This is a genomic window from Oceanobacillus sp. CF4.6, assembly GCF_051262635.1.
In the GTDB taxonomy this organism is placed as follows: domain Bacteria; phylum Bacillota; class Bacilli; order Bacillales; family Amphibacillaceae; genus Oceanobacillus.
Genome location: NZ_JBIMEX010000013.1, coordinates 1 through 23,180 on the forward strand (window position 1 = coordinate 1; position 23,180 = coordinate 23,180).

Genomic DNA, 23,180 nt, shown 5'->3' on the forward strand with positions numbered 1-23,180 from the left:
TCATTTGGACTATGGTTCCATTGATGCAAGGCCAATGGGTCAGTCCCCCAGCACGTTAACGCTTTACTGTAGTGGGGAAAGGAACTGAATCCTCGAATATCAAGAAGGACCAGTGTTTGTACCTACCGAAAATAAAGAATTAACAGGGGAAGTTGCTCCTTTAACAATGGGACATGAATTTGCAGGTGTTGTTGAAGAAGTAGGTTCTAGTGTGACTAAATATAAAGTTGGAGATCGAGTTTCTATTAATCCTACTTTAACGTTTGGGAATAAACTGGAAGATGTAGATGCTTATGACGGATTTAGTTTTATTGGCTTACATGGTGATGGTGGATTTACTAAATATGCTAACGTACCCGAGGAGAATGTATACCTCCTTCCTGATTCATTAACATTACAAGATGGTGCATTGGTTGAACCATCTGCAGTAGCAGTTCAGGCAGTTAAAGAAGGATCCTTACAATTTGGTGATACAGTTGCGATATTCGGTGCGGGACCAATCGGATTGTTAACTGCGATTGCTGCAAAAGCTGCAGGCGCTAGTAAGATTATTGTTTTAGACTTATCACAAACTCGATTAGATAAAGCAAAAGAATTAGGAGCAACACATATCATTAATTCTGGAGAACAAGATCCAGTTCAAGCAATCAGAGAAATCGTTCCAGAAGGTGTTGATGTTTCTTTTGAAGTTGCTGGAGTGGGACCAACATTCACTCAATCTATCGATGCAACGAGAGCACGAGGAACGGCAGTTATTGTATCTATTTTTGCTAGACCGATAGAATGGAATCCAATTCAACTTACAAATACGGGTGTGAAAATTACATCATCCATTGCATATACGCCGACATCCTTCCAACAAACAGTAGATTTGATGGGTACTGGACAATTAAAACCACAAGGCATTATTACAAGCCAAATTCAATTAGATGATATTGTTGAAAAAGGCTTTGAAGCTTTAACAAACGATAAATCACAAGCAAAAATATTAGTCGAATTAAGTGGCGAAAAGTAAATTTGATTTTTAATAGAAACCACCTAGTAGCAGATCTGTTACTAGGTGGTTTCTCACTTTTCTATTACTATAATGTACTATCTAGTAGGAAGAAATATTTAGGAATTCAAGTGCCAGTCCCCTATCGCTTTAATACTGTAAAGCGGTGGGGGACTGGCACCAATTTTTGTCGAAGAAATCACATCCCAAGAAAATCATTAAATATCAGACACCAATTGAGTGTTTCACAGAACATGTGGGAAAAGATATGCTGTCTCGCTTAATTTGACAAATCATAATTATTTGTTATAAATGACTTATAATGTAGTAAAAATAGGATGTGAGACTGCAGGATTGTGGATTTGTACGTTGCTCGAATCATATAAACTTACTGACGGTTAATTTAGGGGATGAAATAAATTGAAAAAACAACCATTTAAAAGAGAAGTGGAAATAAGATGAAGGAAATACTGTTGAAGTATATGACTGCATTTACCTCGCTTAGTGAAATAGAACAGCAGGAAATAGCTGAAGCTGTTGTATTGGAGGAGTACCAGAAGGGGTTTTATCTAATTAAACAAGGTGATGTGCCTACGTCCAAATGTTATTTCGCTTTGAAGGGGTGTGTTAGAGAGTATTATGTAGATGAATCAGGGAAAGAGATCACATCCAATTTTTACACGGAAGAACAAGCCATTTTGAGTTTTAATTTTCAAGAACAAGATCAAGCATCCAACTATTCTTTAATTTGTCTGGAAGATTGTATTTTGATTGTTGGTAATCTCGATAATGAAAAAGATATGTATCGCAAGTACCCCCAATTGGAAACCATGACAAGGAAAATGATGGAGATTTATCTAGGAGAAGCACAGGGTGAATTCTCTGCATTTATCCATGCTACACCTGAAGAACGTTATAAAACGATTTTAAAGAAACGCCCTCATCTCGTTAACCGGGTTCCTCAACATCAATTGGCAAGCTATCTTGGCATGACACCGGAGTCATTAAGTAGAATCAAAAAACGAATCAACAATGAGTATTTAGGTAGTTGATAGCCACTTTTCAATGGATCAAATTTTCTCTCTTTATCAAAAAATTCTGAATCTTAACTTAAGTCAATGACACTTCATCATCTAGCTTCTACAATAAAAGTAAAAATAAAAAAAGGAGCTATTGTATGACTTATTTAGAAATAGAACAGTCTGATCAACGAAACGCTGCTGTGACCGGTGGAATAGCCATTATCATCATGGCACTTGCTTCAGCTTTTTCCTATGGCCTTGTTCTTGAGAGTCTTGTAATTCAAGATGATATGAACGCCACATTCCAAAACATTCTCTCTTCTAATGGGCTTTTTACTGCTGGAATCCTAGGTTGGCTCATCATCCTTATATGTGATATTGTCGTCGCCTGGAGTTTCTATATCTTTCTGAAACCACTTCATAAAAATCTGTCATTGTTAGCTTCATGGCTTCGTTTAACGTATGCGGGGATTTTGGGAGTAGCAATACTGAATTTGGTCATTGTGATCATCCTTGCGAACAGTACAGGTTCTTTTTTTTCGACTAACGATCTTCCTGTATTGGCGAATGTATTCCTTGAAGCGTTTAAGATGATTTGGTCGATTGGTTTGATTATTTTTGGTGGACATTTAATGATGGTCGGATATTTGACTTTTCGATCAAAAAACATCCCTAAACCTATTAGTATCTTATTGTTGATTGCCTCCTTTGCGTATATGATCATTCATGTTTGTTACACTTTTCTTCCACAATTGAATGCTTTCACTTCTGTACTGGAAGTGGTCCTGACAATCCCCATGGTTCTAGGTGAGTTGGGGTTTGGTATTTGGCTGCTGTTCAAAGGTGGTAAAGTTCCATTAGTTAGGGATGCCGGTTTTACAAAGAAACAGATGAATATCCAGTAATTGGCTGTGATAGCGGTCTATCCATTTGCTTGAAAGGTCCGATAAAGTTAGAATCGTGGGATTAACACTATGATTCTTGCAAGTATTACCTTATATATGGGGGGAATATACATGAATGTATGGATTCGAATCGCTGAATTGTTATTAGGAATCATTTTTTTAGGAGCAGGCTTAAATGGATACATTGTGTTATTTGGCTTTGAAGCATTTGCTCCGACCAGTCCAGCAGCAATGGAGTTTTTAGGAGCAGGTTATTTCTTGGCATTAGAAAAAGGAGTAGAAATCATAGCTGGAATCTTATTATTAATTCGCCGGTTTGTTCCACTTACATTAATTGTTTTAGCAAGCATCATCGTCAATATATTAGCCTTTCATCTATTTGTAGATTGCAATTTGCTTGCATTAGCCCTATTAGTAACGGTATTGGAAGGAATCTTAGTATGGTTCTATCACGAAAGTTTTAAAGGTTTACTAGAAAGTAAACCGAAAGTTGCTAAAAACTAAATTACTTTATTAAGTAAACAGGTACAACGTTTAATTAAAGAACTAAAATCTGTGGGTGTAGTAGCTATCGGTCATGGTGCCAGTACTAAATATACTTTTGATAAGTAGTTAGATTTAAGGACATTAAAATTTAAATGCAACTTTAACATAAAATATAAATATCAAGTCAGAGCTCCTCTTTATATATTTTGCGAGGAGCTCTGACTTGTCAAGAGGGACGAAGAGACAGGCAGAGACCACTGAAAAAGTAGCCTTTATTCAGTGGTCTCGGACAGGTGACTTGTCCGCTATTACGAGAATTCTATTTTGTAATTCGTAAATTAACTTAAATGTTTTTTCCTAGTGATTCCCAGTGCTTCTGGTTCCTCAGGTGAAATACGCTACCTATTAAGATCGGTTGGAATTTAGTGGTTCACTCATAGTTAAATATCTTCATTCGCTTTATCATTATTCTTATTACTTTTGAGTACCAAAGCAATATTATTATTGTTTACGAATGGGGCTAGTTCTGGTTCATCGTGATTTTCTCCATAAAAAGCTTTGTCTAACTTGATATTTGCCTCTTCTGTTTTACTTAGTTTTCTTTTCATAATAGATCCCTCCTGAGATTATTCTTTACAAGAGAAACGCCAGTTATGTATTTTGTTTGTTTATGACGAGCCAGGAGAAATAGGGTCCCCGTTACTTTAATATTTAATTCAGCGGGGGACTGACACCATGTTCCCAAACTCGTGAAATGGAGGCACCTATTTACTTCCGTCCATAACAGCTTTTATTTCACCCCATTTTTTCGTTTCCCATTTAAGGACTTTATTCTCATATGTATGATGGTGAAGCCAGTGGTGGGCACGGTCAATTAAATCCCATATTTCAGGGAGGACCATGGGGACAGGAACCCCGGGCCAACGCTAAAACTTAATGCGCTCGTGTAATCACGCTATTGGATATTTCCGCGGTTTCTCACTTTTCAATTACTATAATGTACTTCTAGTAAGAAGAATTATTTAGGACTTCAAGTGTCAGTCCCCAAACCGCTTTAATACTGTAAAGCGATGGGGGACAGGCACCAATTTTAAGCGGTGGGGGACAGGCACCAATTTTGAGACAAAGAAACAGAGTCATTGCACATCCAGCTGCAATGGCTTTTCCTTTGTGTTTAAGGTTTACGTATTTGAGGAAGTTCTAACAAGAGCCTCGAGGGGTAGAGAGTCCATTACATAATATTCCAATCTGTCATTAATACGTTATAATAAAAGAAAATCGAAAATTTTGATAAAAAGAAAGCGGGATTAGTGTATGAAGATTTTTTGGTTGCGTATAAGCCTATTTAGCTTCCTTTGGGCATTCAATATATTAACCGAGAGCGTACGGATACCTATTAGTATTATAATCTTTGCAATTGCTTTCGGTATTTATTTTTTACTGACCATACCGAAAGCTTTGTTGTGGAAATATAGTGGATTACTCTTATTAACGGGAATGCATGGATTATTTTTCGTAGAGGAAATTTCACTTACAATTCTTCTTCTTTTATATATTGTAATAGATGCAAGCTTCCGCCTAAAAAAGAAAAAGCTTATCATCCTACTTACTGAAGTGGTTTTTCTCCTTCTTTTTCTAAGCAATCTGAGGGATTTTTTAACTATCGAAAATATAGTCTTTTATGTTTTTATAGCCTTTTTAGCATTTGCATTAAATCAGAGCTTAAATGAACGTCGCGAACAATATGAGATTTATGAGCAGCTGCTTGGAGAATATCGTACATTAAAGCGACTGCATCTTGCAGCAGAGGACAATGCACGTTTAGAGGAAAGAACTAGAATTGCCAGGGATATTCATGATTCTGTCGGACATCGTCTTACGGCGTTAATTATGAGATTAGAAGTGTTATCGATACAAGAGCAAAGCAATGCATATGATGAATTGAAACAGATTGCGAAAGATAGTCTTGCGGACACGAGAATAGCAGTTAAAGCACTAAAAGCAAAGGAAAGTGAAGGGATTACAACAGTCGTTCACCTTATACGCAAGCTAGAATCGGAGAGTCATTTATTAGTTCAATTCACGATAAAGCAGGGTGTGTTGTCTATTCCTGTAACAAATAAGATGAGCGTTGTCCTTTATCGTGTGATTCAAGAGGCACTAACGAATATTATGCGTCATGGAGAAACGCGAGATGCCCATATAACATTAGGAAAATCTGCAATAGGGGATATCTATTTTGAAATAACAAATCCATTACGTGATCCGAAGCCTTTTGTTATTGGGTTTGGTTTGAAAAATATGCGTGAGCGTGTGGAAGAAATGAATGGACAATTAAGCATCAATCAATCAGAGGATCAGTTTATTATTTCAGGGATAATTCCGAAAGAGGAGGGTTCATATGTGGCGCGTGCTTTTAGTAGAAGACCAAGCGATTGTTAGACAGGGATTGAAGGTAATTCTGGAACAAGGCGAGAAGATAATTGTTACTCATGAGGCATCCAATGGTTTAGAAGCATTAGAAATTGTGAAGAAGAATCCTTTTGACGTGATTATGATGGATGTTCGTATGCCGAAAATGAATGGGATTGATGCAACTAGAATCATTCGCGAGCAATTTCCAGACATAAAAATCCTTATTTTAACAACCTTTAATGATGATGAATATGCATATCAAGCTTTAAAACAAGGGGCAAGTGCCTTTCTATTAAAAACTTCAGAGCCGAATAAAATAATTGAAGCCGTTTATAGTGCAATGAAGGGTGGGCTGACACTTGATGATGAAGTCGCAGCGAAAGTAATGCCACGACTGTTGCAAAAAGCAGATAAACCAACACCCGTACTTGCGGTTGAACTGACAAAAAGAGAAGTAATGATTACAAAGCTTGTCGGTGAAGGAAAGACAAATAAAGAAATTGCTAGTGAATTATATTTATCTGTAGGTACGGTAAAAAATCATATTACAACCATTCTGCAGAAAATGGATTTACGTGATCGCACACAGCTTGCCATCTATGCGGTGAAGCATGATATTACATAACTAATTGAATCCAAAAAGTGACGGAGGTCATGTTAAGTTCGTGACCTGAGACAGTTCCTAATTTTCTGAATCCCGTATAAACTAAGCTTAAGGAGGTGGTCACATGCTCGAGCTTATCGATATTTCGAAAAAGTTTAAACAGAATGCAGCTGTAAAAAGTATGAATATGTTTATTGAAAAAGGTGAAATTGTTGGCCTGCTTGGCCCGAATGGTGCAGGGAAATCAACCGCAATTTCCATATTATCATCACTCGTAGAACCAACTAGCGGAGATGTGAAATATCAGCAAAAAAGCATCATTAAAAATCCAGTGGCTTTACGGAAAATTATTGGCATTGTACCACAGGAAATCGCTCTATACGAAGATTTAACAGCAGAAGAAAACATGAAGTTCTTTGGAAGAATCTATCGTTTAAAAGGTGAAAAATTAAATATGAAAGTTCAAGAGGTCTTGGAACAAATTGGTTTAAGTGATAGAAGGAAAGACATTGTTAAAACATTTTCAGGTGGTATGAAAAGACGACTCAATATTGGAGTTGCCATGCTTCATGATCCAGAAATACTTGTTATGGATGAGCCAACCGTTGGGATTGATCCACAGTCACGTCATTATATTTTACAAACGGTCAAGCGACTGAATCAAGAACGCCAGATGACTGTCCTTTACACGAGTCACTATATGGAAGAGGTCGAATTTCTATGTGACCGCATTTACATTATGGATAAAGGGAGTCTCATTGCTTCTGGAACGAAGGATGAAATTAAACGAATACTATCTTCAGAAAATACAATTTCATTAAAAGCAGATCATTGGAATGAAGCATTTATAGAAAAGTTAAAGGTAAATCCTGTTATTCATCAGATGAATGTGGAAGAAAAGGAAATTACTTTCGTTGTTTCTCGTGAGGTTAATGTTTTTACGAAACTTGCAAAGCTTGCAGAAGAGACGAATGTGAGTTTGAATGCAGTTGATGTGAAAAATGTCACACTTGAAGATGTGTTTCTTCATTTAACTGGAAGAGCATTAAGAGATTAGGGGGACTCGGAAATGATTTTGCAAATGATAAAAAAACAAGCATTATTATTGCTGCGAAACCCGATGGAGCTCCTTCTGCTTTTAGGTTTACCGATTTTGTTAATTGCGATTCTCGGGACAGCTTTAGGCACTTTCATGGATGGTGGCGAAATGGATCTGCAATTTAAACTAGCAGTGATAGAGAATGAAGCAGAGTCAGAGCAAGTGGCACAATTTATAGCAGAACTTGAATATAGTGATCTTCCAGAAGAAGTGATTGAAGAATTAAGTAGTACGGCAACTACCGTTCAACCTGCTGCAACATTAATCGATGTTTTACAAAATGAAGAATTAGAAGAATTGATTATACTTGAGAAAGTAAGTCCAAATAAATTGACAGAGGTTACAGAGGATGACTCTTACGCGGCAATTATCGAATTTCCAGAAGGCTTCACCTATGAATTACTAAGTCAGTTTTTTCTTGATGAAGGTAGGACTCCAGAAATTACTGTTTATCATAATGAAGGGGCAGAAATTGCTGGCAATATGGTGGAACAAATTGTCACAGCCTATCAGGAAGAATATACGGTAGGCAGTTTTCTTGGTCGTAATGGCATTGATCCAGAGCAATTAAAGTTACTTTCAACGGATTTTAAGCAGGAGGTTTCTTCGATTAATCAGCATAACCCGGTCAATTCGAAAGCATATTATACGATTGGGATGGTCGTGATGAACGTGCTTTTTATGGCGCCAACAATTGCCAACATCGCATTTAGGGAAAAACAAGACAATATTTTTGATCGAATGATTCTTGCGGATATTACTAGATGGGTTTATCTTATCAGTGTTTTATTAACAGGAATGCTCTTTGCATTTTTCCAATCGCTAGTTGTTTTTGCCTTTGCGTACCTTGTATTTGATGTGACGTGGCCAGATTTTGCTGCCTTTTTCATCATTACATTCTTTTTTGCACTAGCAGTAGGTGGACTCACAACATTACTTACAGCGATAAGTTATCGTATCCATTCAGAGCGGATCATCAGTTTTTTCTCTGGCGTCGTTGTTACGATTTTTGCTTTTCTAGGCGGAAGCTTCTTTCCAATTGGTGAAAACTCCGCATTGATACAAAGACTTGGTGACTTAACACCAAATGGCGCTACAATGTCAGCATATTTAAGTATCATTCGTGGAGAAACGATAATGGATAATACAAATCATTTAATCTTTATCAGTTGTTTTGCTCTCGCAGCAATTATTATAGGTGTGCTCACCTTTCCGAAAAGAGGTGCTGCAGCATGAGTGGAATTATACTAGCTAGATTTACAAGCTTCATCCGCAATCCTTGTTTGTTTGCTTTATTTACAGGAATGTCGATTATCTTTGCACTCATTATCGGGAACTTTGGTGCAAGTAATGAGAAAGTCACTGTTCCAGTTTACGGCGATGAAGCATTACAGACAGATACGATTGGCACAGCACTGGCGGAAAATGAAGTATATAACTTTAAGTGGATGGAAAAAGAGGAGCTTGAAGAAACGATTCGTCGTGGGAATGCAGAAGCCGGTGTGAGGATTGAAGAAGATGGATACGAAATGATAGTTGGCGCAGATTCTTCAAATGTGCAATTAATTGAGCAAACAGTGGCAGCAATTTATACAGATAAAATTCAAGCAGCAAATTTACTTACGGTATCTGACGCCCAAACAGTAGAAGAGAAAGAAGAATTGCTAGCAGCATTTCAACAAGCAAAGGAAGAACCTGTTTTTGAAATAACCAATCAAAGCTTCCATAGTTCAGAGACATTTTTATATGATAGCGGTTTACATTCACTATTTGGCTTTACACTGTTTTTTGTTATTTATACCATCTGCTATAATGTACTGCCAATTTTAATTGATAAAAAGGCTGGCGTCTGGGATCGAATGATACTTTCTACAATGAAAAAGTGGGAAATGTATATTGCGAATTTAATTTACAGCTTTTTCGAAGGATATTTACAGGTCGTAATCATATTCACCGTATTCCGTTATATTGTTGGAATGGATTTTCAGGGCAAATTCCTGCAAATACTGCTGCTAATGATTCCATATGTCTTTGCGATTGTTTCTTTAGCGATTTTCCTTACAGCCATTGTGAAAAATACGCAGCAATTTAATGCAGCATTACCAATTGTATCCGTGAGTATGGCGATGATTGGCGGTGCTTTCTGGCCAATTGAGATTGTTCAATCGGAATTCCTGTTAGCTCTATCAAAAATAAATCCATTAACGTACGGGATGGAAGCACTAAATGGACTTGTCATTTACAACACACCGCTTGATCAGCTGCTTATGCCGATTAGTATCTTATTGCTAATGGGAGTAATATTTATGGGTGTAGGTATTCATTTAATGGAACGAAGACATGTGTAAGAATTATCCATGGACCCTCTCATCTAGAAAGCCTCTGCCCAAAAATGGGTAGAGGTTTAGATATATGGTTGTAATTAAAGGAAAAAAGATAAAACAGAACCACCCTCATATAATTCCATAAGATAAAATGAATTAACCTTAAACTTATTAATTCTTTCCTCCTATACTAGATGGAAATTCATTTACATTAACCAGTTCAAAGTCTTGTTTCCTAACAATGTAATCATTAAAAAAGCTTATATGAATACCTGTGAGTCGATGAAAGAAACTAATCTCTACCATCCAATCCTTTTCAATCATTTTGTGTATATCGGTTAGTCCTTTTTTAGCAACTAAATCGATAATTGATTTAACTTTTTGTGGCTTTTGTATTGGTAGAATTTCATCTAATGGTTCTCTTTTTAAATAACCTTTTCGATGGAGAGATGCATAAAAATTACGGTGTTTTTTAGAATCTAATACACCTAAATTAGCAGCCCTATAACCTAATACTTGCAAAGATGTTTTCCATTTCTTTTTTAAATCAATATATGCATCAGGATTTGTAACATAAGCAAGCGTATTTATATCTTCTAAAAATGATTCTTCAGGTAAAAGGAAGGCTCCAGCAAAGAGATTGGCTTCCTCCTCCATTGCTTTATGTTCTTTTCGATTTAAATTAGTAAATTCTACTTTATAATGAAGTAGCAAATGGCCAAGCTCGTGTGCTATATCAAAATTTCTGCGTACAGCTGAACGCTTTAAATTACCTAAGATAATGAAAGGACGATCTTTATTCGTCCACAAACTGTAAGCATCAATTTCTTCATCCATCGGTTTTTCAAAAATGAAAACACCATTTTTTTCAATTAAAAACATTAGATCATCATTTGTGTCATTACTAAGACCTAATTTTAGTCGTGTTAATTTGGCTATTTTGTTTATTTGAAGTTTTCTTTCATCGTGAGAGTTATTTAAGTAATTAATTACTTCTTCTCTTAATTGGATAATTTTTTGTGTCGGTAGTGTTAAATTAGCCGTTACATAGTTAACAAAGCTATCTAAATACTCGATGTGCTTTGCTTCTGATTGCGTTTTTGAAATGACATTCATCACTTTAGAACGATATGCAATATTCATAACTGGTATATTTCCTGGTACAGAGTAAAGTTTTAGAACATCTTTCTTATAAAAGTATTTACTTTTTACATTAAAAATAGATTTTAAATCATTTACAATTTGTAATTTTGGTGATGTGTAGTTATTTTCATATTGCCAGACTGCCTGTTCTGTTACATGTAACATTTCAGAGAGCTGTTTGCGTGAATATCCATGCATGATACGAAGATTAGTTAAATTTTCACCAATAAACATTACGCTCCCCCTTATCTGAATAAAGGTCTAATTACTTTCTTCATCCTCGAAGATACCAATATCGAAAGCTGCAGGATCAATTATACCACTGTCCTGTTCTGGTGCAATCACTTCACGTTCCTCACTAGTTAACTCTGAACCAGAAATAAATTCTGAGAGGTCCTCTATTTTATACGCTATATTATTCGCTGGGTTAGGTAAATAATGTATAATCTCAGAAATTTGAAATGCATCATCAATTTTGTAGGTAAGAATATGGAATTCATCATAAGAAGATTGAATTTGATGAAGTTCCTCTTTTATTTGTTCTCCCAGGACGAATAGCGATAGTTGCACACTTTGTTCATTTGAGTATTGATTTTTTTGAGCATCGGATTTAAAAAATTCAAGGTCATGGTTGATTTTAGAAAGTTCATGGAGGTAGGTTCTGCGACGACCTTTGCTCTTATTTTTATTAGGCAATAATGCTTGTGAAAAACAATTTGGATTAAAATATGCTGCATTCTTAATTAGGAAAAGCTTCTTGGTCTCACCATGAATGAATTGCAAGTAATCCCATGTTAGTCCAGCTTTGGATCTTTTATAAGATATATTTAGATCGCGGCTGATTTCTGCTATCTTACTTTCTATAAAATTTCCTTTCGTCCATGCGAAAGCAGAGCTAATAATCATTTTATCGTGACGATCTTTACGATGTTCGATGTAATCTCGGTACCCCTCAACAATAGCATTAACAATCGTCTCACTATCATTCGGATTAAATCTGTATTGGTCCAAACCTACCACCCCTTAAAACTTTTCTTGGTATCATTTTACAATAATTAGAGTGGAAAATATATGATTTTTTGTATTTTTTTTTAAAGTTTTAGTGAAAAATATTTGTTTTTTTATAGTAACGCAGGCTACTGTTTGGAACTCTTAACGTAGCTAGTTATTACCAGATGTAGTGATTTAGGAATACATGATTAGTTTAGGGGATTTTATATGGAAGGGAAATACGCCATACGCCATGTGGATAGTATATAAGAAATATCAACCAGACACAGGACCTCTTGTAACCTGTTTCAATGACACCATTCGCGACCAATTAATCGACTTGTTAATAGTAGACAATAGTTATTAAGGGAAATCTATCATGCAGGAACCAATGGAACATATTCGATCAATATCCTGGTGAGGGATGCAAATGGCAAGAATTATTATACCGAGACAGGATACCGCTGGACAGTAAAATAACTATAATAAAACGATCAGCAAGTGCTTGAAATAAGGTTACTGATCGTTTTCCTGTCTCATTTATTCAAATATTATCCACTATCGGCAGGGAATATGACTTTTTATCGTTCCATTTATTAAGCATCTAATTCATCTTGGTTCACCTAAAATAAATGTATCGTGATAATTTAAAGTAAATGGAAGAAGATAGTTTAATGAAAGGAGGGATTGCCAATGTCTGTAAAAAATTGGTTAGCAGGATTACTTGTAATGATTCTTGGTATGTCCATTTTAGGACCACTACATGTGGTTGCTGCAACCGAAGCCGAATTAGGGCCTATGATGGATACCAAAGAAGAGATGGTTGTCGAGCTGCACGATGATTACTTTAACCCAGATACGATTACGATTCCCAATGGAGAAACGACAGAGCTGCTACTGAAAAATGTAGGTCAGAAGGAACATACCTTCACCGTGGAAAAGCTTGGAATTGACGTCGAACTCCAGCCAGGAGAACAGAAAACCATCACCGTAAAACCGGAAGAGACTGGTACATACGAACTGATATGTCGGTACCATGTAAAAGAAGGGATGGTTGGAGAAGTAATCGTAGAATAAGAAGTGAAATCAGGTGGACCTTACTTTTTGTTAAGAAGCAAAGAAAATAGGTGTAATTGACATTTAATTTATGTATGAAATGACAGTAAATTTTTTGCATACAAAAACCGCCTAAACATGCACGATTATGAATAAATCCTTGCATATGTTTGGGCGGTGTTAATAAGCTCTTATTAACATGAGCACCATTTACTAAAGTAATTCCAAAAGAGACACAATCTGAGTAATTACTTCCGAAATGCATCAACTTAACATGAGGAGGTGATACATTTGGGAAAAGACCGTCAGGAAAAGAAGCAAAAACAAAGTAGTGGTGAGGAATCTCTTCGTCAGTCAGGTCTTCGCTACAAAGGGAAAACCGAAACCACAATGTCAAATCCAGAAGAAGCAAACATGCAGAGCAAGGGACGTAAATAGCTAAGACGAATCATCGGTGAGTTCTTATGTTGCTGTGAAATTTAATAATAATAGCCGTCTATTCAGACGGCTATTATTGCTATCTTACATCTATTTTAATCAATATTTGCATGTTAAGTATTTCTACCAACATTTATTTGAAAATTTGTACACTAAGTGAATTACAACCTAAAAAAATCATATTTCTAAAGTATTCGACTTTTTTCAGATTCGTTTATTCCATTAAAGCACCATATAGTTTAAGATTCCGTATAGTGAATTTAACTTGCCAAATAATAATCCTACTATCTATGTGGAGGATTGTATATGAGAAAAACACTTATTTTATTAATCTTTGTTCTAATTAGTAACAGTATAGTGTATGCCGATTCCATTGACAAACCACCAATTTACTGAGGGGAAGCATAGGGTGAAATCGAAGAGAGAGCAGAACGAGGATAAGAATGTGAATGTGGAGAAGGAGGTGGGGAGGTAGCAAGCAGGGTGAGGGAGTATGCGAATGCGTGATATTTTAAAACTGGCAATTGAATGAAATTAAAATCGAAATGAGATGAAAGAGGAGATATATTTGGGTGGGATAAAGTTTTAATGTTTTTATGACACCAAATGCAATGTCGTTTCGATTGTGGTTGTGAAGGTATCTAAAAAGCAAAGCTTTTTAGATGACAAGAGGACTTAATATAAAGTGTGGGGACTGACACACTGGCTTGCTATTGTGAAATCTTTAGGATTGCCCGCTCCCGGTCTAAATGCGCTTGACGTATCTAACAATCAGGATGGGTGAGCTATTATCGGTTTGAATAATCCACTTTATCAGAGCATTCAAATCGTCCTTGCCAAACTTTTTGTGGTACTTGATATAGTAGGTTGATATAGATCAACTTTTGCATTTCATTTTCTGGGTTTTTCAAGAAGTAAACAGTTTAATTTTTAGTGAAAAACATGTGATATAATAGAAAATACAGATCTTTATAAATGTTTGTGATTTATGAATATGGTTTAGAATTCAGTGGAGGAGAAGATGAAACACTTATCTAAGATGTCATTACAAGTGAAGATTTTAGGGTTAATCTTATCTTTAGTATTACTTATAATTACTATAATGACTGTTACATATATCGTTATGGCGTATAAAGAAGAGATAAGCAATGCAGAAAATAGTGCTCTTTATGCAGCAAGAACCTTATCCTACATGCCCAGTATACAGGAAGCGGTAGTTTCAAATATAGATAGCGAAGGCAAATATATTTTTGAAAATGTAGCTGAAGAAGCTGGCGCAACAGATATAATACTAGAAAATAAAAATGAATTGTTATATTCTAATGCGCTTAATAATATTTCAAATGAATTAATTAATGAAGAGCTATCTTATCAAGCATTGCTTTTTGGGAATTCTTATGTAAGAAATGCAAGTGTTCAAGATAAAACATTCTTATTAGGAATAGCTCCAATTTCTATTGATTATGGATCATATAGTAAAATAGAAGGTGCCGTATTAGTTGTTTTTGATAAAGATGAAATTATCAAAAGGGTATTATTGGATATAAAAAGTATCTTAATCGTATCACTTATTGTATTAGCGATAGGAATATTTGGTGGTGTGATTCTGACCAATAGTATAAGAAAAGATACGTTAGGATTAGAACCAATTGAAATCGCTTCAATATACAAACAAAGAAATGCTATTTTGCAATCTATTAAGGAAGGAATTATTGCAATAGATTCGACTTTCAATATTGCCATGATGAACAATACTGCCAAACAAATATTAGGTATAAAAGGTAAAATGAAAGGGAAACCATTAACAGAAGTGTTCCACAACTCGGAAATTACCGCTATTATTATGTCACCAAAGCAGATGAATGATGTAGAAATTCAATATAATGGAAAAACGGTTATCGTCAATACGATGCCCATTATAGAGGGAAAAGATCAAATCGGAACAGTTACTAGTTTTAGAGATAAGACAGATATTAAAAATATGATTAATACTATCTCAGAGGTGAAACAGTATTCAGAAGATTTACGGGCTCAGACACATGAATTTACCAATAAACTATATGTTTTGCTAGGCTTACTACAACTGGGTAAATATAAAGATGCTATGGATTTTATTCAAGAGATTACCAAATTACAGGAATTAAACTCAGGTATTATTTTTAATCATATTCAAGATGAGAAAATTCAAGCTATTCTATTAGGTAAATTGGCAAAGGCTTCTGAGCAAAAGGTGGAATTTATTATTGATTCCAATTCCTCATTAGAAAAATTACCAAATAAATTTGAATTGGTTCCATTGCTTATTATTATTAGTAATTTAATTGATAATGCCTTTGAAGCAGTTGCTGATGTTACGGAAGGAAAAGTTACATTCTTTACTACCGATATTGGAAACGATATCATATTTGAAGTTTCAGATAATGGGAAGGGAATTGAAAGTGAGATTATATCAGATCTTTTTGAAAAGGGCTCATCAGGAAAGGGAATGAATAGAGGGTATGGTTTATCGAATGTTAAACACGAACTGGACCTACTTGGAGGATTTATTGAAGTTGAGAACTCTAGTGAGGGAACACGGTTCACCGTTTTTCTACCAAAGGATGAAACCTAGAGAATTTCTTGTAGGGAGATGAGAATAAATGATTAAAGTTGCGATAGTTGAAGATGATTTTCGGGTTGCAAAAATACATGAAGCATATATAGAAAAGATAGCAGGGATGCGTGTTACTTGGAGTGCGATCAATGCTTCTGAAACACTCAAATTATTAGATGAGCAATCGGTAGATTTATTGTTAATGGATATTTATATGCCTGATAGACTAGGAACAGAGTTATTGCAAGAAATTAGAGAAAGGCATCCTGGGATTGACGTCATCATGATTACCGCATCCACAGACAAATTCTTTTTAGAAAAATCATTAGAATATGGAATTTTCCAATATTTAATAAAACCAGTTGATATAAAGAAGTTTAAAGAAACGATGGATCAATATAAAAAGAAAAGGCAATTATTTCAAGGAGCAAAAGAAGTCAATCAACATTTATTAGAGTCTATCTTTAAATCCAATCAATCGAAGGTTTCCCAAGAAAGCCTTCCATCAGGAATAGACTCTGTCACGCTTCGTAAGGTAATGGATTTATTACAGTCCTTTCCAGACGGGATAACTTCTGAGAAAGTAGGAGAGAAGATGGGAAGTTCTCGAACAACCGCAAGACGTTATTTAGAATATCTTGTAGGGATAGGTTATTTAAGAACAGATAGTGTTTATGGGATTGTCGGTCGACCGGTAAGAACATATTACCTGCAAATGGAAAAGGAAAAACAGGAAAGTGAATGGGTCTAAGCAACTTATGCTTGACCTTTTTTTTATGGAAATTCTGTGAACTAAATGAACAAAACATTTTTTAAGTTTTTAAAGAATAATATTTTGGAAACGTTTACAATTTTGGGTTTCAAAGGTTAATATGTGAATACACTCAATTTAGTGTTTTTTAAAAAAATGAAGAGGTGGGGTTATTTATGAAGAAGTTTTTATTTATATTATTATTTTTGGGGTTAATCCTTGGAGCATGTTCTAATTCTGCATCTGGAGAAAACGAGTTTCCTTCAGAAAATATTGAAATAATTGCTCCCGCATCTCCTGGTGGTGGATGGGATTTAACTGCTCGTTCGGTTCAAAAGATATTATCCGATAATGATCTAGTTGATACGAATATTAACGTAATCAATAAACCTGGTGGTGGTGGTGAAGTTGGCTGGCAATATTTACAGCCAAAAGATGCCCATTATCTAGCAGTTAACTCAAGTTTATTACTAACAAATAATCTTCTAGGAACAAGTGAACTAACCTATAACGATTTTACACCATTAGCAACTCTAGCAACTGAGTGGCAGTCACTAGTGGTACCAGCTAATTCAGAATATGAAACGTTAGAAGATTTAATGAAACAACTTAAAGAAGATCCGAAGTCCATTAAAGTAGGGGTTGGTCCTGCTCTTGGTAATGATGATCACTTGTCCTTTGTTCAGGCGGTACGTGAAAATGGGGTGGATCCAAAACAAGTGGATTTCCTCGTTTATGAAGGTGGCGGTGATGTAGTGACTGCACTTATGGGAAATCATGTTGATGTTGTTACGACATCCTTATCTGAGGTAAAAGAACAACACTTAGCTGGTAAATTCCGAATTTTAGCGATTTCTTCAGCAGAGAGGTTAGATGATTTACAAGATGTACCAACATATAAAGAACAAGGGATTGATATGGAATTCCCGCACTGGAGAGGAATCATGGGTCCTAAGGATATGAGTGAAGAAGAAATTGCCTATTGGGATGAAAAATTAAGTGAAATGGTTCAATCTGAAGAATGGAAACAATTACTTGAAAATAACGACTGGGAAGAATTTTATAAAAATAGCAAAGAAACAAAGACCTTTCTTGATGAGCAACAAGTGTTGTATCAAAGTTTAGTAAATGATTCAGGACTTGTGAAATAAGTCCTGAATCTAAAGGAGGAAGGGTGTGTTTCAAATGAAGGCATTTAAGTTAAGTGTACCAATTTTTTTGATTGTAATAGGCATTGTTTTTTTTATAGGAACAATTAATCTTCCTAAAGCAAATTTAGGTAATCCCAATGGACCGATTTATTTTCCAATGGGAATCAGTATCTTATTATTGATTTTCGGTATCATCTACTTCTTTCAAGAACTAAAACACTTAGATAAAGATAATGAGAAAATAAGACAGCTTTTTTCTGGGAGAGTTCTTAAATTAGTTGGATGGACGACTGTTTTAGGGATAGGATATACCATTATTTTTGATAGAATTGGGTTTTTATTTTCTACGATTTTATTTCTTGGAGCATTACTCTTTGTAATTAATGGCGTGAAAAAATGGAAAGTGAATATTATCGTTAGTTTAGTATTTTCATATGCTTCATGGTATTCCTTTAGTGAATTACTAGGAGTTAGTCTACCATAGGAGGTGAGCAAGCATGATGGGAGCATTTACTGAAGGGCTATTAACGGCCATGGAGCCGATAAATATATTATGGATAATTCTTGGGGGGTTCTTAGGTACCATTGTAGGAATGCTACCTGGGCTAGGTCCTGCCACTGCGGTTGCCGTATTAATCCCGCTAACCTTTGGGATGGATCCAGTTAGTGCATTAATTTTGATGGGAGCAATTTATTACGGTTCTATGTATGGTGCATCCAGAAGCTCTATTTTATTGAATACACCAGGGGATGGTTCTGCAATAGCTGCTACATTTGATGGATATCCTATGGCCAAAAAGGGTCAAGCGGGACAAGCCCTGGCGATATCTGCAGTTGCATCATTTATTGGAGGGATTATGGCTGTATTTGGTTTTATTTTACTGGCAAAACCTTTGGCAAGTTTTGCGCTTAGGTTTGGTCCAGCGGAATATTTCCTATTAATGTTACTTACGTTATCAGCTATTGTTTCATTATCTCTAGGAAGAATGGTGAAAGGTTTCATCGCAATGCTTATTGGGCTATTAATCGGTACGATAGGAATTGACACGCAAAGTGGTGTATACCGTTTCACCCTCGATATCCCTCACCTAAGTGAGGGGATTGATTTCCTTATTATAATTATTGGGGTTTATGCGATAGGAGAAGTATTGTATAACTTCTTAACAATAGATAACGAAAGAAAAGAAAAAAAGAAGATCGGCAAGTTATGGTTTACGAAGGAACAGTGGAAGCGCTCAAAGTGGCCTATTCTCAGGCAGGGTCCAATTGGATTTATTATCGGAGTGTTGCCAGGTGCCGGAGGATCCATTGCTTCGATGATCAGCTATTCAACGGAAAAACAACTTTCTAAAAAACCTAAAGAATTCGGTGAAGGAGCAGTTGAAGGATTGGCAGCTCCAGAGTCTTCTAATAATGCCGCTTCAGTCGGAGCTATGATTCCATTATTAACAATGGGGATTCCTGGATCAGGTACAACAGCAGTTATGCTTGGTGCTTTAATTATGTTAGGTATTCGACCAGGCCCAATGTTATTTGAAAATGACCCTGAGTTAGTTTGGACATTTATTAATAGTATGTTTATTGGAAACATAGCGTTAGTAATTATTAACATTGCTTTAGTAGGACTACTAGTTAAAATCCTAGATACACCAGCTAAAGTATTATATCCAATTATTTTAGTATTAGGTTTTATTGGAACCTATACACTTGGTTATAGCACCATTGATTTCTACATTCTTCTCATTTTTGGAATTGTCGGCTTAGTGTTGAAAATAATGGATTTTCCGCTAGCACCTTTAGTTTTAGCTGTTATCGTTGGAGCGGATATGGAACAAAACTTTAGAATGGCTGTTTTGTCTTCAAATGGTAGTTTGGGAGTGTTCTTCAGCTCACCTGTTGCCATTAGCTTGGTTGTCTTAACCATCCTTTCTTTATGTTATCCACTTATCATGAGTGCGATACAGAAAAGGAGAATGAGTAAAAACCAACAAGAAAATACGGAAGATGTGATATAAAAATAACGGAATAAAGGAGATTAAAAGATGAGTAATAAATTAGTTGGGTCCAGTTATGACACAGTTGTAGTAGGGGCAGGTAATGCTGCCTTATGTTCAGCAATTGCAGCAAAATTACAAGGTGCCAATGTACTTGTAGTTGAACGGGCACCAAAGGAAAAGAGTGGTGGAAACTCCTATTTCACAGACGGAGCAATCCGGACAGCATATGGACACTTGAAAAATATTAGACAGATCATTCCAGAAATTACGGATAAAGAGGCAGAAAATACGATTATGCCGGAATATGATACAGAAGATTTTTATGATGATATGATGCGAGTAACAGAAGGAAAAAGTGACCCTGAATTAGCAAATCAACTGGTTGGAAAATCACTAGAAACGATTCTTTGGATGAGAGAGCAAGGGGTAGAGTTCGAGTTAAATAAAGGGAACCAATCTTTTGTGAATGATGATAAGCGAGTGTTCTGGGGTGGACTACCACTTAAGACAAAGAAAAAAGGAATCGGGCTTATGGGATATTTACTCCAGCGTTCAAATGAACTTGGAATTGATATCGTTTATGATACAAGAGCCATTGAATTAGTGAAGGAAAACGATAAAATTACTGGAGTTGTTGTGGAACAAACAGGCGAAAAAGTAAAAATCAATTGTTCTAGTGTCGTACTGGCAAACGGTAGTTTTGAGGCAAATAAAGAAATGCGGAAGAAATATATTGGGGAAGAATGGGCAGAAGCTAGAGTACGAGGAACTGAGTACAATACTGGTGATGGAATAGAGATGGCCCTATCTGTTGGAGCGCAAAAATATGGGGAATGGTCTGGATGTCACTCCATTGGTACCGATTATAATGTTCCAAAAGTTGGTGACTTTAATAAACCAGGAGATATCTTTAAAAAGCATTCCTATCCATTAAGCATTATGTTAAATAAAGAAGGAAAACGTTTTGTTGATGAGGGAGCAGATTTAAGAAATTATACTTATGCGAAATATGGCAAGGAAATACTAAAACAAAAGGACAATGTGGCATATCAAATCTATGATACGAATACAAGACCATTACTAAGAGAAGAATATAATTTGGAAGAAGCTACATGTGTTCAAGCTGATACTTTAGAAGAATTAGTAGGAAAATTGCCTGTAGAAAAAGAGCAATTTCTTCAAACCATCAAAGAATACAATGAGGCTGTTCAAGAAGGTAAATTTAATCCTTCGATTAAAGATGGTAAGAATACAGAAGGAATTACCCCACCGAAGACGAACTGGGCTGTGAAAATTGAGGAAGGGCCGTTTTATGCATTTCCTGTAACATGTGGTATTACCTTCTCCTTTGGTGGAGTTCACACAGATAAAGAAGGAAGGGTGCTAGACATGGATAATAAGCCAATTAGTGGTCTTTTTGCCGCAGGAGAAATGATTGGTGGTATTTTCTACGGTAACTACCCAGGTGGTTCTGGACTAATATCAGGTGCAGTATTCGGTAAACTTGCTGGTACGTCAGCAGGTAAATATGTCCAAAACAAGGAAGAAATTAGCTCATAATTAAATAACTTCATAGAAAAGTCACCTATCATGGTGGCTTTTTCTATGAAATAATGCTTCCTTTTCGCATAAAGGGGTAATGAAATTGAAAAACAAAATCCTAATAACTATCGCATTTATTTTATATGCTCTATTTCTACCAGATTTTCTTTTTGAAGCAGATATTAAAATCAAAGCACTTGCAACATTGGTCATTATTCAAACTTTATGGATTGGTAGGATATTTCCGCTTGCACATAGTTCGATTATATTAATGTTATTATTATCTTTTCATTTTTTTAATTATGAGGAGACCTTATCCTATATAGCTTCAGATATTGTCTGGTTAATGTTCTCTACTTTCTTTATATCGCATGCATTTATCAATACGGGACTAGCTAGTAGAGTGTCATTAAGTGTGTTAAAGCTATCGAAAGGATCGGGAAAGGGACTTATTCTTATTTCCTACTTTTTAATGTTTGTTTTATCTTTGATGATTCCATCAAATGTGGGAAAGGCAAGTCTAGTCGTGTCCGTATTTGATCGTCTCCTGCAAAATTTGAAAGAAATAAAAGGGGTTCATAATCTCGGAAAGGCATTATTTATTGGTGTTTCTTACCTATCAGCTATGTCTGGGTCGTTTGTAGCAACTGGCGCGAGTTCCACCATCTATACATATGGAATTCTCGGGGAGTTATCAACTGATTTGAATTATATCACCTGGATTATTTACTTTGCCCCACCAATTATATTGTTTACAATTATTCTGTGGCTTCTATTCTTATATATTTATCCACCTGAAAATATTGATCGTCATATTATCATGGGGTTAATAGATGAGCGGATAAAGGAGCTAGGGAAAATAAGTATTCCTGAAATGAAAGTCATGTTTATTATTGGTTTAACCATTATATTATGGAGTACTCAACCAATACATCATCTTTCTATTCCCTTAATTGGACTACTAGGAGCGACATTAACCTTTACGCCGAGGATAGGAGTTTGGAAATGGGAAAAGGCACGGGAATCCGTTAATTGGGATATTGTGTTATTCTTTGCAGCTACGATTATGGTTTCTCAAATGTTAATTAGGACAGGCACAATTGATATGATTGCTCAATTTTTAATGAACACTATTAAGATGGAATCATCGATCATGGTTCTTTTTATTTTATTAGTAATCGTTGCATTATTACGTATCATTTTTGTAAATGTACTTGGGTTTTTAACGATTGTATTGCCGTTAGCAATTACAATGGGACAATCACTTCCTGATTTATCACCATTGCTGATTGCAATGTCCGTATTTTTAATAGGTGTTCCCGGATTTCTATTAATCACGCAATCACCAGTCCATTTAATAGCTTATTCTTATCAATATTTTACAGAAAGGGATTTATTAAGAATCGGTAGTTTCGCAGGTGTTGTCTGGATAATCATTGTCCTATTTTTTGCGATGTGCTGTTGGAGGTTTATCGTGTAATATTTAGAAGACGCCCTAGGATTTAAGTGCCGACCCCATCGCTTTACAGTATTAAAGCGATGGGGGACTGGCACCAATTTACAATAAAACAAAGTAAATAAAATAGGTTAAAAATGATATGATTCTTACGTTTTTCCTATGAAATTTATAATAATCAGGTGCCAATTACACACGATTTTTTCTACCTCTG

General features: G+C 35.7%; 20 protein-coding genes and 3 pseudogenes. 19 read left to right on the forward strand and 4 right to left on the reverse strand.

Features of this window, described 5'->3' with window-relative positions; translation table 11 throughout:
* Positions 1 to 94 precede the first annotated feature (94 nt).
* From ACHABU_RS16625 to ACHABU_RS16645, 5 genes and pseudogenes are all read left to right on the forward strand, one after another.
* Positions 95 to 1,015: pseudogene (locus ACHABU_RS16625) on the forward strand (zinc-binding dehydrogenase); the annotation flags it as partial.
* Positions 1,016 to 1,185: 170 nt separating this feature from the next.
* Positions 1,186 to 1,283, forward strand: a pseudogene (locus ACHABU_RS16630) (IS30 family transposase); the annotation flags it as partial.
* A 169-nt stretch (positions 1,284 to 1,452) separates the two neighbouring features.
* A complete protein-coding gene (locus ACHABU_RS16635) occupies positions 1,453 to 2,046 on the forward strand; it encodes a Crp/Fnr family transcriptional regulator (RefSeq protein WP_435766087.1) in 594 nt (197 codons plus the stop codon).
* 125 nt (positions 2,047 to 2,171) lie between these two features.
* Complete coding sequence (locus ACHABU_RS16640; protein ID WP_435766088.1) at positions 2,172 to 2,921, forward strand: DUF4386 domain-containing protein; 750 nt, start codon at positions 2,172 to 2,174, stop codon at positions 2,919 to 2,921.
* Between the two features lie 111 nt (positions 2,922 to 3,032).
* A complete protein-coding gene (locus ACHABU_RS16645; protein WP_435766089.1) occupies positions 3,033 to 3,425 on the forward strand; it encodes a hypothetical protein in 393 nt (130 codons plus the stop codon).
* 422 nt (positions 3,426 to 3,847) lie between these two features.
* Here ACHABU_RS16645 and ACHABU_RS16650 read toward each other — a convergent pair whose 3' ends face one another.
* Together ACHABU_RS16650 and ACHABU_RS16655 are read right to left on the reverse strand one after the other, a co-directional pair.
* The gene (locus ACHABU_RS16650; protein WP_435766090.1) at positions 3,848 to 4,015 is read right to left on the reverse strand and encodes a hypothetical protein; all 168 of its coding nucleotides are present in this window, start codon (positions 4,013 to 4,015) and stop codon (positions 3,848 to 3,850) included.
* Between the two features lie 160 nt (positions 4,016 to 4,175).
* Positions 4,176 to 4,297 (reverse strand): annotated as a pseudogene (locus ACHABU_RS16655) (ribonuclease H); the annotation flags it as partial.
* Between the two features lie 424 nt (positions 4,298 to 4,721).
* Between ACHABU_RS16655 and ACHABU_RS16660 the strand changes: the two are divergent.
* From ACHABU_RS16660 to ACHABU_RS16680, 5 genes are all read left to right on the forward strand, one after another.
* The gene (locus tag ACHABU_RS16660) at positions 4,722 to 5,849 is read left to right on the forward strand and encodes a sensor histidine kinase (RefSeq protein WP_435766091.1); all 1,128 of its coding nucleotides are present in this window, start codon (positions 4,722 to 4,724) and stop codon (positions 5,847 to 5,849) included.
* On the forward strand, positions 5,809 to 6,447 hold the full coding sequence (locus ACHABU_RS16665; RefSeq protein ID WP_435766093.1) for a response regulator transcription factor: 639 nt from the start codon (positions 5,809 to 5,811) through the stop codon (positions 6,445 to 6,447). Before ACHABU_RS16660 ends, ACHABU_RS16665 begins: the two co-directional genes overlap by 41 nt.
* 103 nt (positions 6,448 to 6,550) lie before the next feature.
* A complete protein-coding gene (locus ACHABU_RS16670) occupies positions 6,551 to 7,483 on the forward strand; it encodes an ABC transporter ATP-binding protein (RefSeq protein ID WP_435766094.1) in 933 nt (310 codons plus the stop codon).
* 12 nt (positions 7,484 to 7,495) lie between these two features.
* Entirely contained in the window at positions 7,496 to 8,761 is a 1,266-nt protein-coding gene (locus ACHABU_RS16675) for an ABC transporter permease (RefSeq protein ID WP_435766096.1), read from the forward strand.
* The gene (locus ACHABU_RS16680; protein WP_435766098.1) at positions 8,758 to 9,873 is read left to right on the forward strand and encodes an ABC transporter permease; all 1,116 of its coding nucleotides are present in this window, start codon (positions 8,758 to 8,760) and stop codon (positions 9,871 to 9,873) included. The genes ACHABU_RS16675 and ACHABU_RS16680 overlap by 4 nt, the downstream gene beginning before the upstream one ends.
* A gap of 147 nt (positions 9,874 to 10,020) precedes the next feature.
* Here the strand turns inward: ACHABU_RS16680 and ACHABU_RS16685 are convergent, their stop codons facing one another.
* Both ACHABU_RS16685 and ACHABU_RS16690 read right to left on the reverse strand, forming a co-directional pair.
* Positions 10,021 to 11,226, reverse strand: a complete 1,206-nt coding sequence (locus ACHABU_RS16685) for a helix-turn-helix domain-containing protein (protein WP_435766099.1) — start codon at positions 11,224 to 11,226, stop codon at positions 10,021 to 10,023.
* 27 nt (positions 11,227 to 11,253) lie between these two features.
* Positions 11,254 to 12,003, reverse strand: coding sequence for a hypothetical protein (locus tag ACHABU_RS16690; protein WP_435766100.1), 750 nt, complete (start codon positions 12,001 to 12,003; stop codon positions 11,254 to 11,256).
* Between the two features lie 672 nt (positions 12,004 to 12,675).
* Between ACHABU_RS16690 and ACHABU_RS16695 the strand changes: the two genes are divergently transcribed.
* The 9 genes from ACHABU_RS16695 to ACHABU_RS16735 all read left to right on the forward strand — a co-directional run bounded on the left by ACHABU_RS16695 (position 12,676) and on the right by ACHABU_RS16735 (position 22,990).
* Positions 12,676 to 13,059 (forward strand): cupredoxin domain-containing protein, encoded by a 384-nt coding sequence (locus ACHABU_RS16695; RefSeq protein WP_435766101.1) that lies wholly within the window; start codon positions 12,676 to 12,678, stop codon positions 13,057 to 13,059.
* 261 nt (positions 13,060 to 13,320) lie between these two features.
* A complete protein-coding gene (locus tag ACHABU_RS16700; protein WP_435766103.1) occupies positions 13,321 to 13,476 on the forward strand; it encodes a YpzI family protein in 156 nt (51 codons plus the stop codon).
* Between the two features lie 1,021 nt (positions 13,477 to 14,497).
* Positions 14,498 to 16,087 carry a sensor histidine kinase gene (locus ACHABU_RS16705; protein WP_435766104.1) on the forward strand — a complete coding sequence of 530 codons (1,590 nt, stop codon included), beginning with the start codon at positions 14,498 to 14,500 and terminating at the stop codon, positions 16,085 to 16,087.
* Between the two features lie 28 nt (positions 16,088 to 16,115).
* Positions 16,116 to 16,820, forward strand: coding sequence for a response regulator (locus tag ACHABU_RS16710; RefSeq protein WP_435766105.1), 705 nt, complete (start codon positions 16,116 to 16,118; stop codon positions 16,818 to 16,820).
* Positions 16,821 to 16,996: 176 nt separating this feature from the next.
* Entirely contained in the window at positions 16,997 to 17,971 is a 975-nt protein-coding gene (locus tag ACHABU_RS16715; RefSeq protein ID WP_435766106.1) for a tripartite tricarboxylate transporter substrate binding protein, read from the forward strand.
* Between the two features lie 34 nt (positions 17,972 to 18,005).
* Positions 18,006 to 18,455, forward strand: a complete 450-nt coding sequence (locus tag ACHABU_RS16720) for a tripartite tricarboxylate transporter TctB family protein (RefSeq protein ID WP_435766193.1) — start codon at positions 18,006 to 18,008, stop codon at positions 18,453 to 18,455.
* Positions 18,456 to 18,471: 16 nt separating this feature from the next.
* Complete coding sequence (locus tag ACHABU_RS16725; RefSeq protein WP_435766194.1) at positions 18,472 to 19,986, forward strand: tripartite tricarboxylate transporter permease; 1,515 nt, start codon at positions 18,472 to 18,474, stop codon at positions 19,984 to 19,986.
* A gap of 27 nt (positions 19,987 to 20,013) precedes the next feature.
* Complete coding sequence (tcuA, locus tag ACHABU_RS16730; protein ID WP_435766107.1) at positions 20,014 to 21,528, forward strand: FAD-dependent tricarballylate dehydrogenase TcuA; 1,515 nt, start codon at positions 20,014 to 20,016, stop codon at positions 21,526 to 21,528.
* Positions 21,529 to 21,607: 79 nt separating this feature from the next.
* Complete coding sequence (locus ACHABU_RS16735) at positions 21,608 to 22,990, forward strand: SLC13 family permease (protein WP_435766108.1); 1,383 nt, start codon at positions 21,608 to 21,610, stop codon at positions 22,988 to 22,990.
* Positions 22,991 to 23,180: the final 190 nt, after the last annotated feature.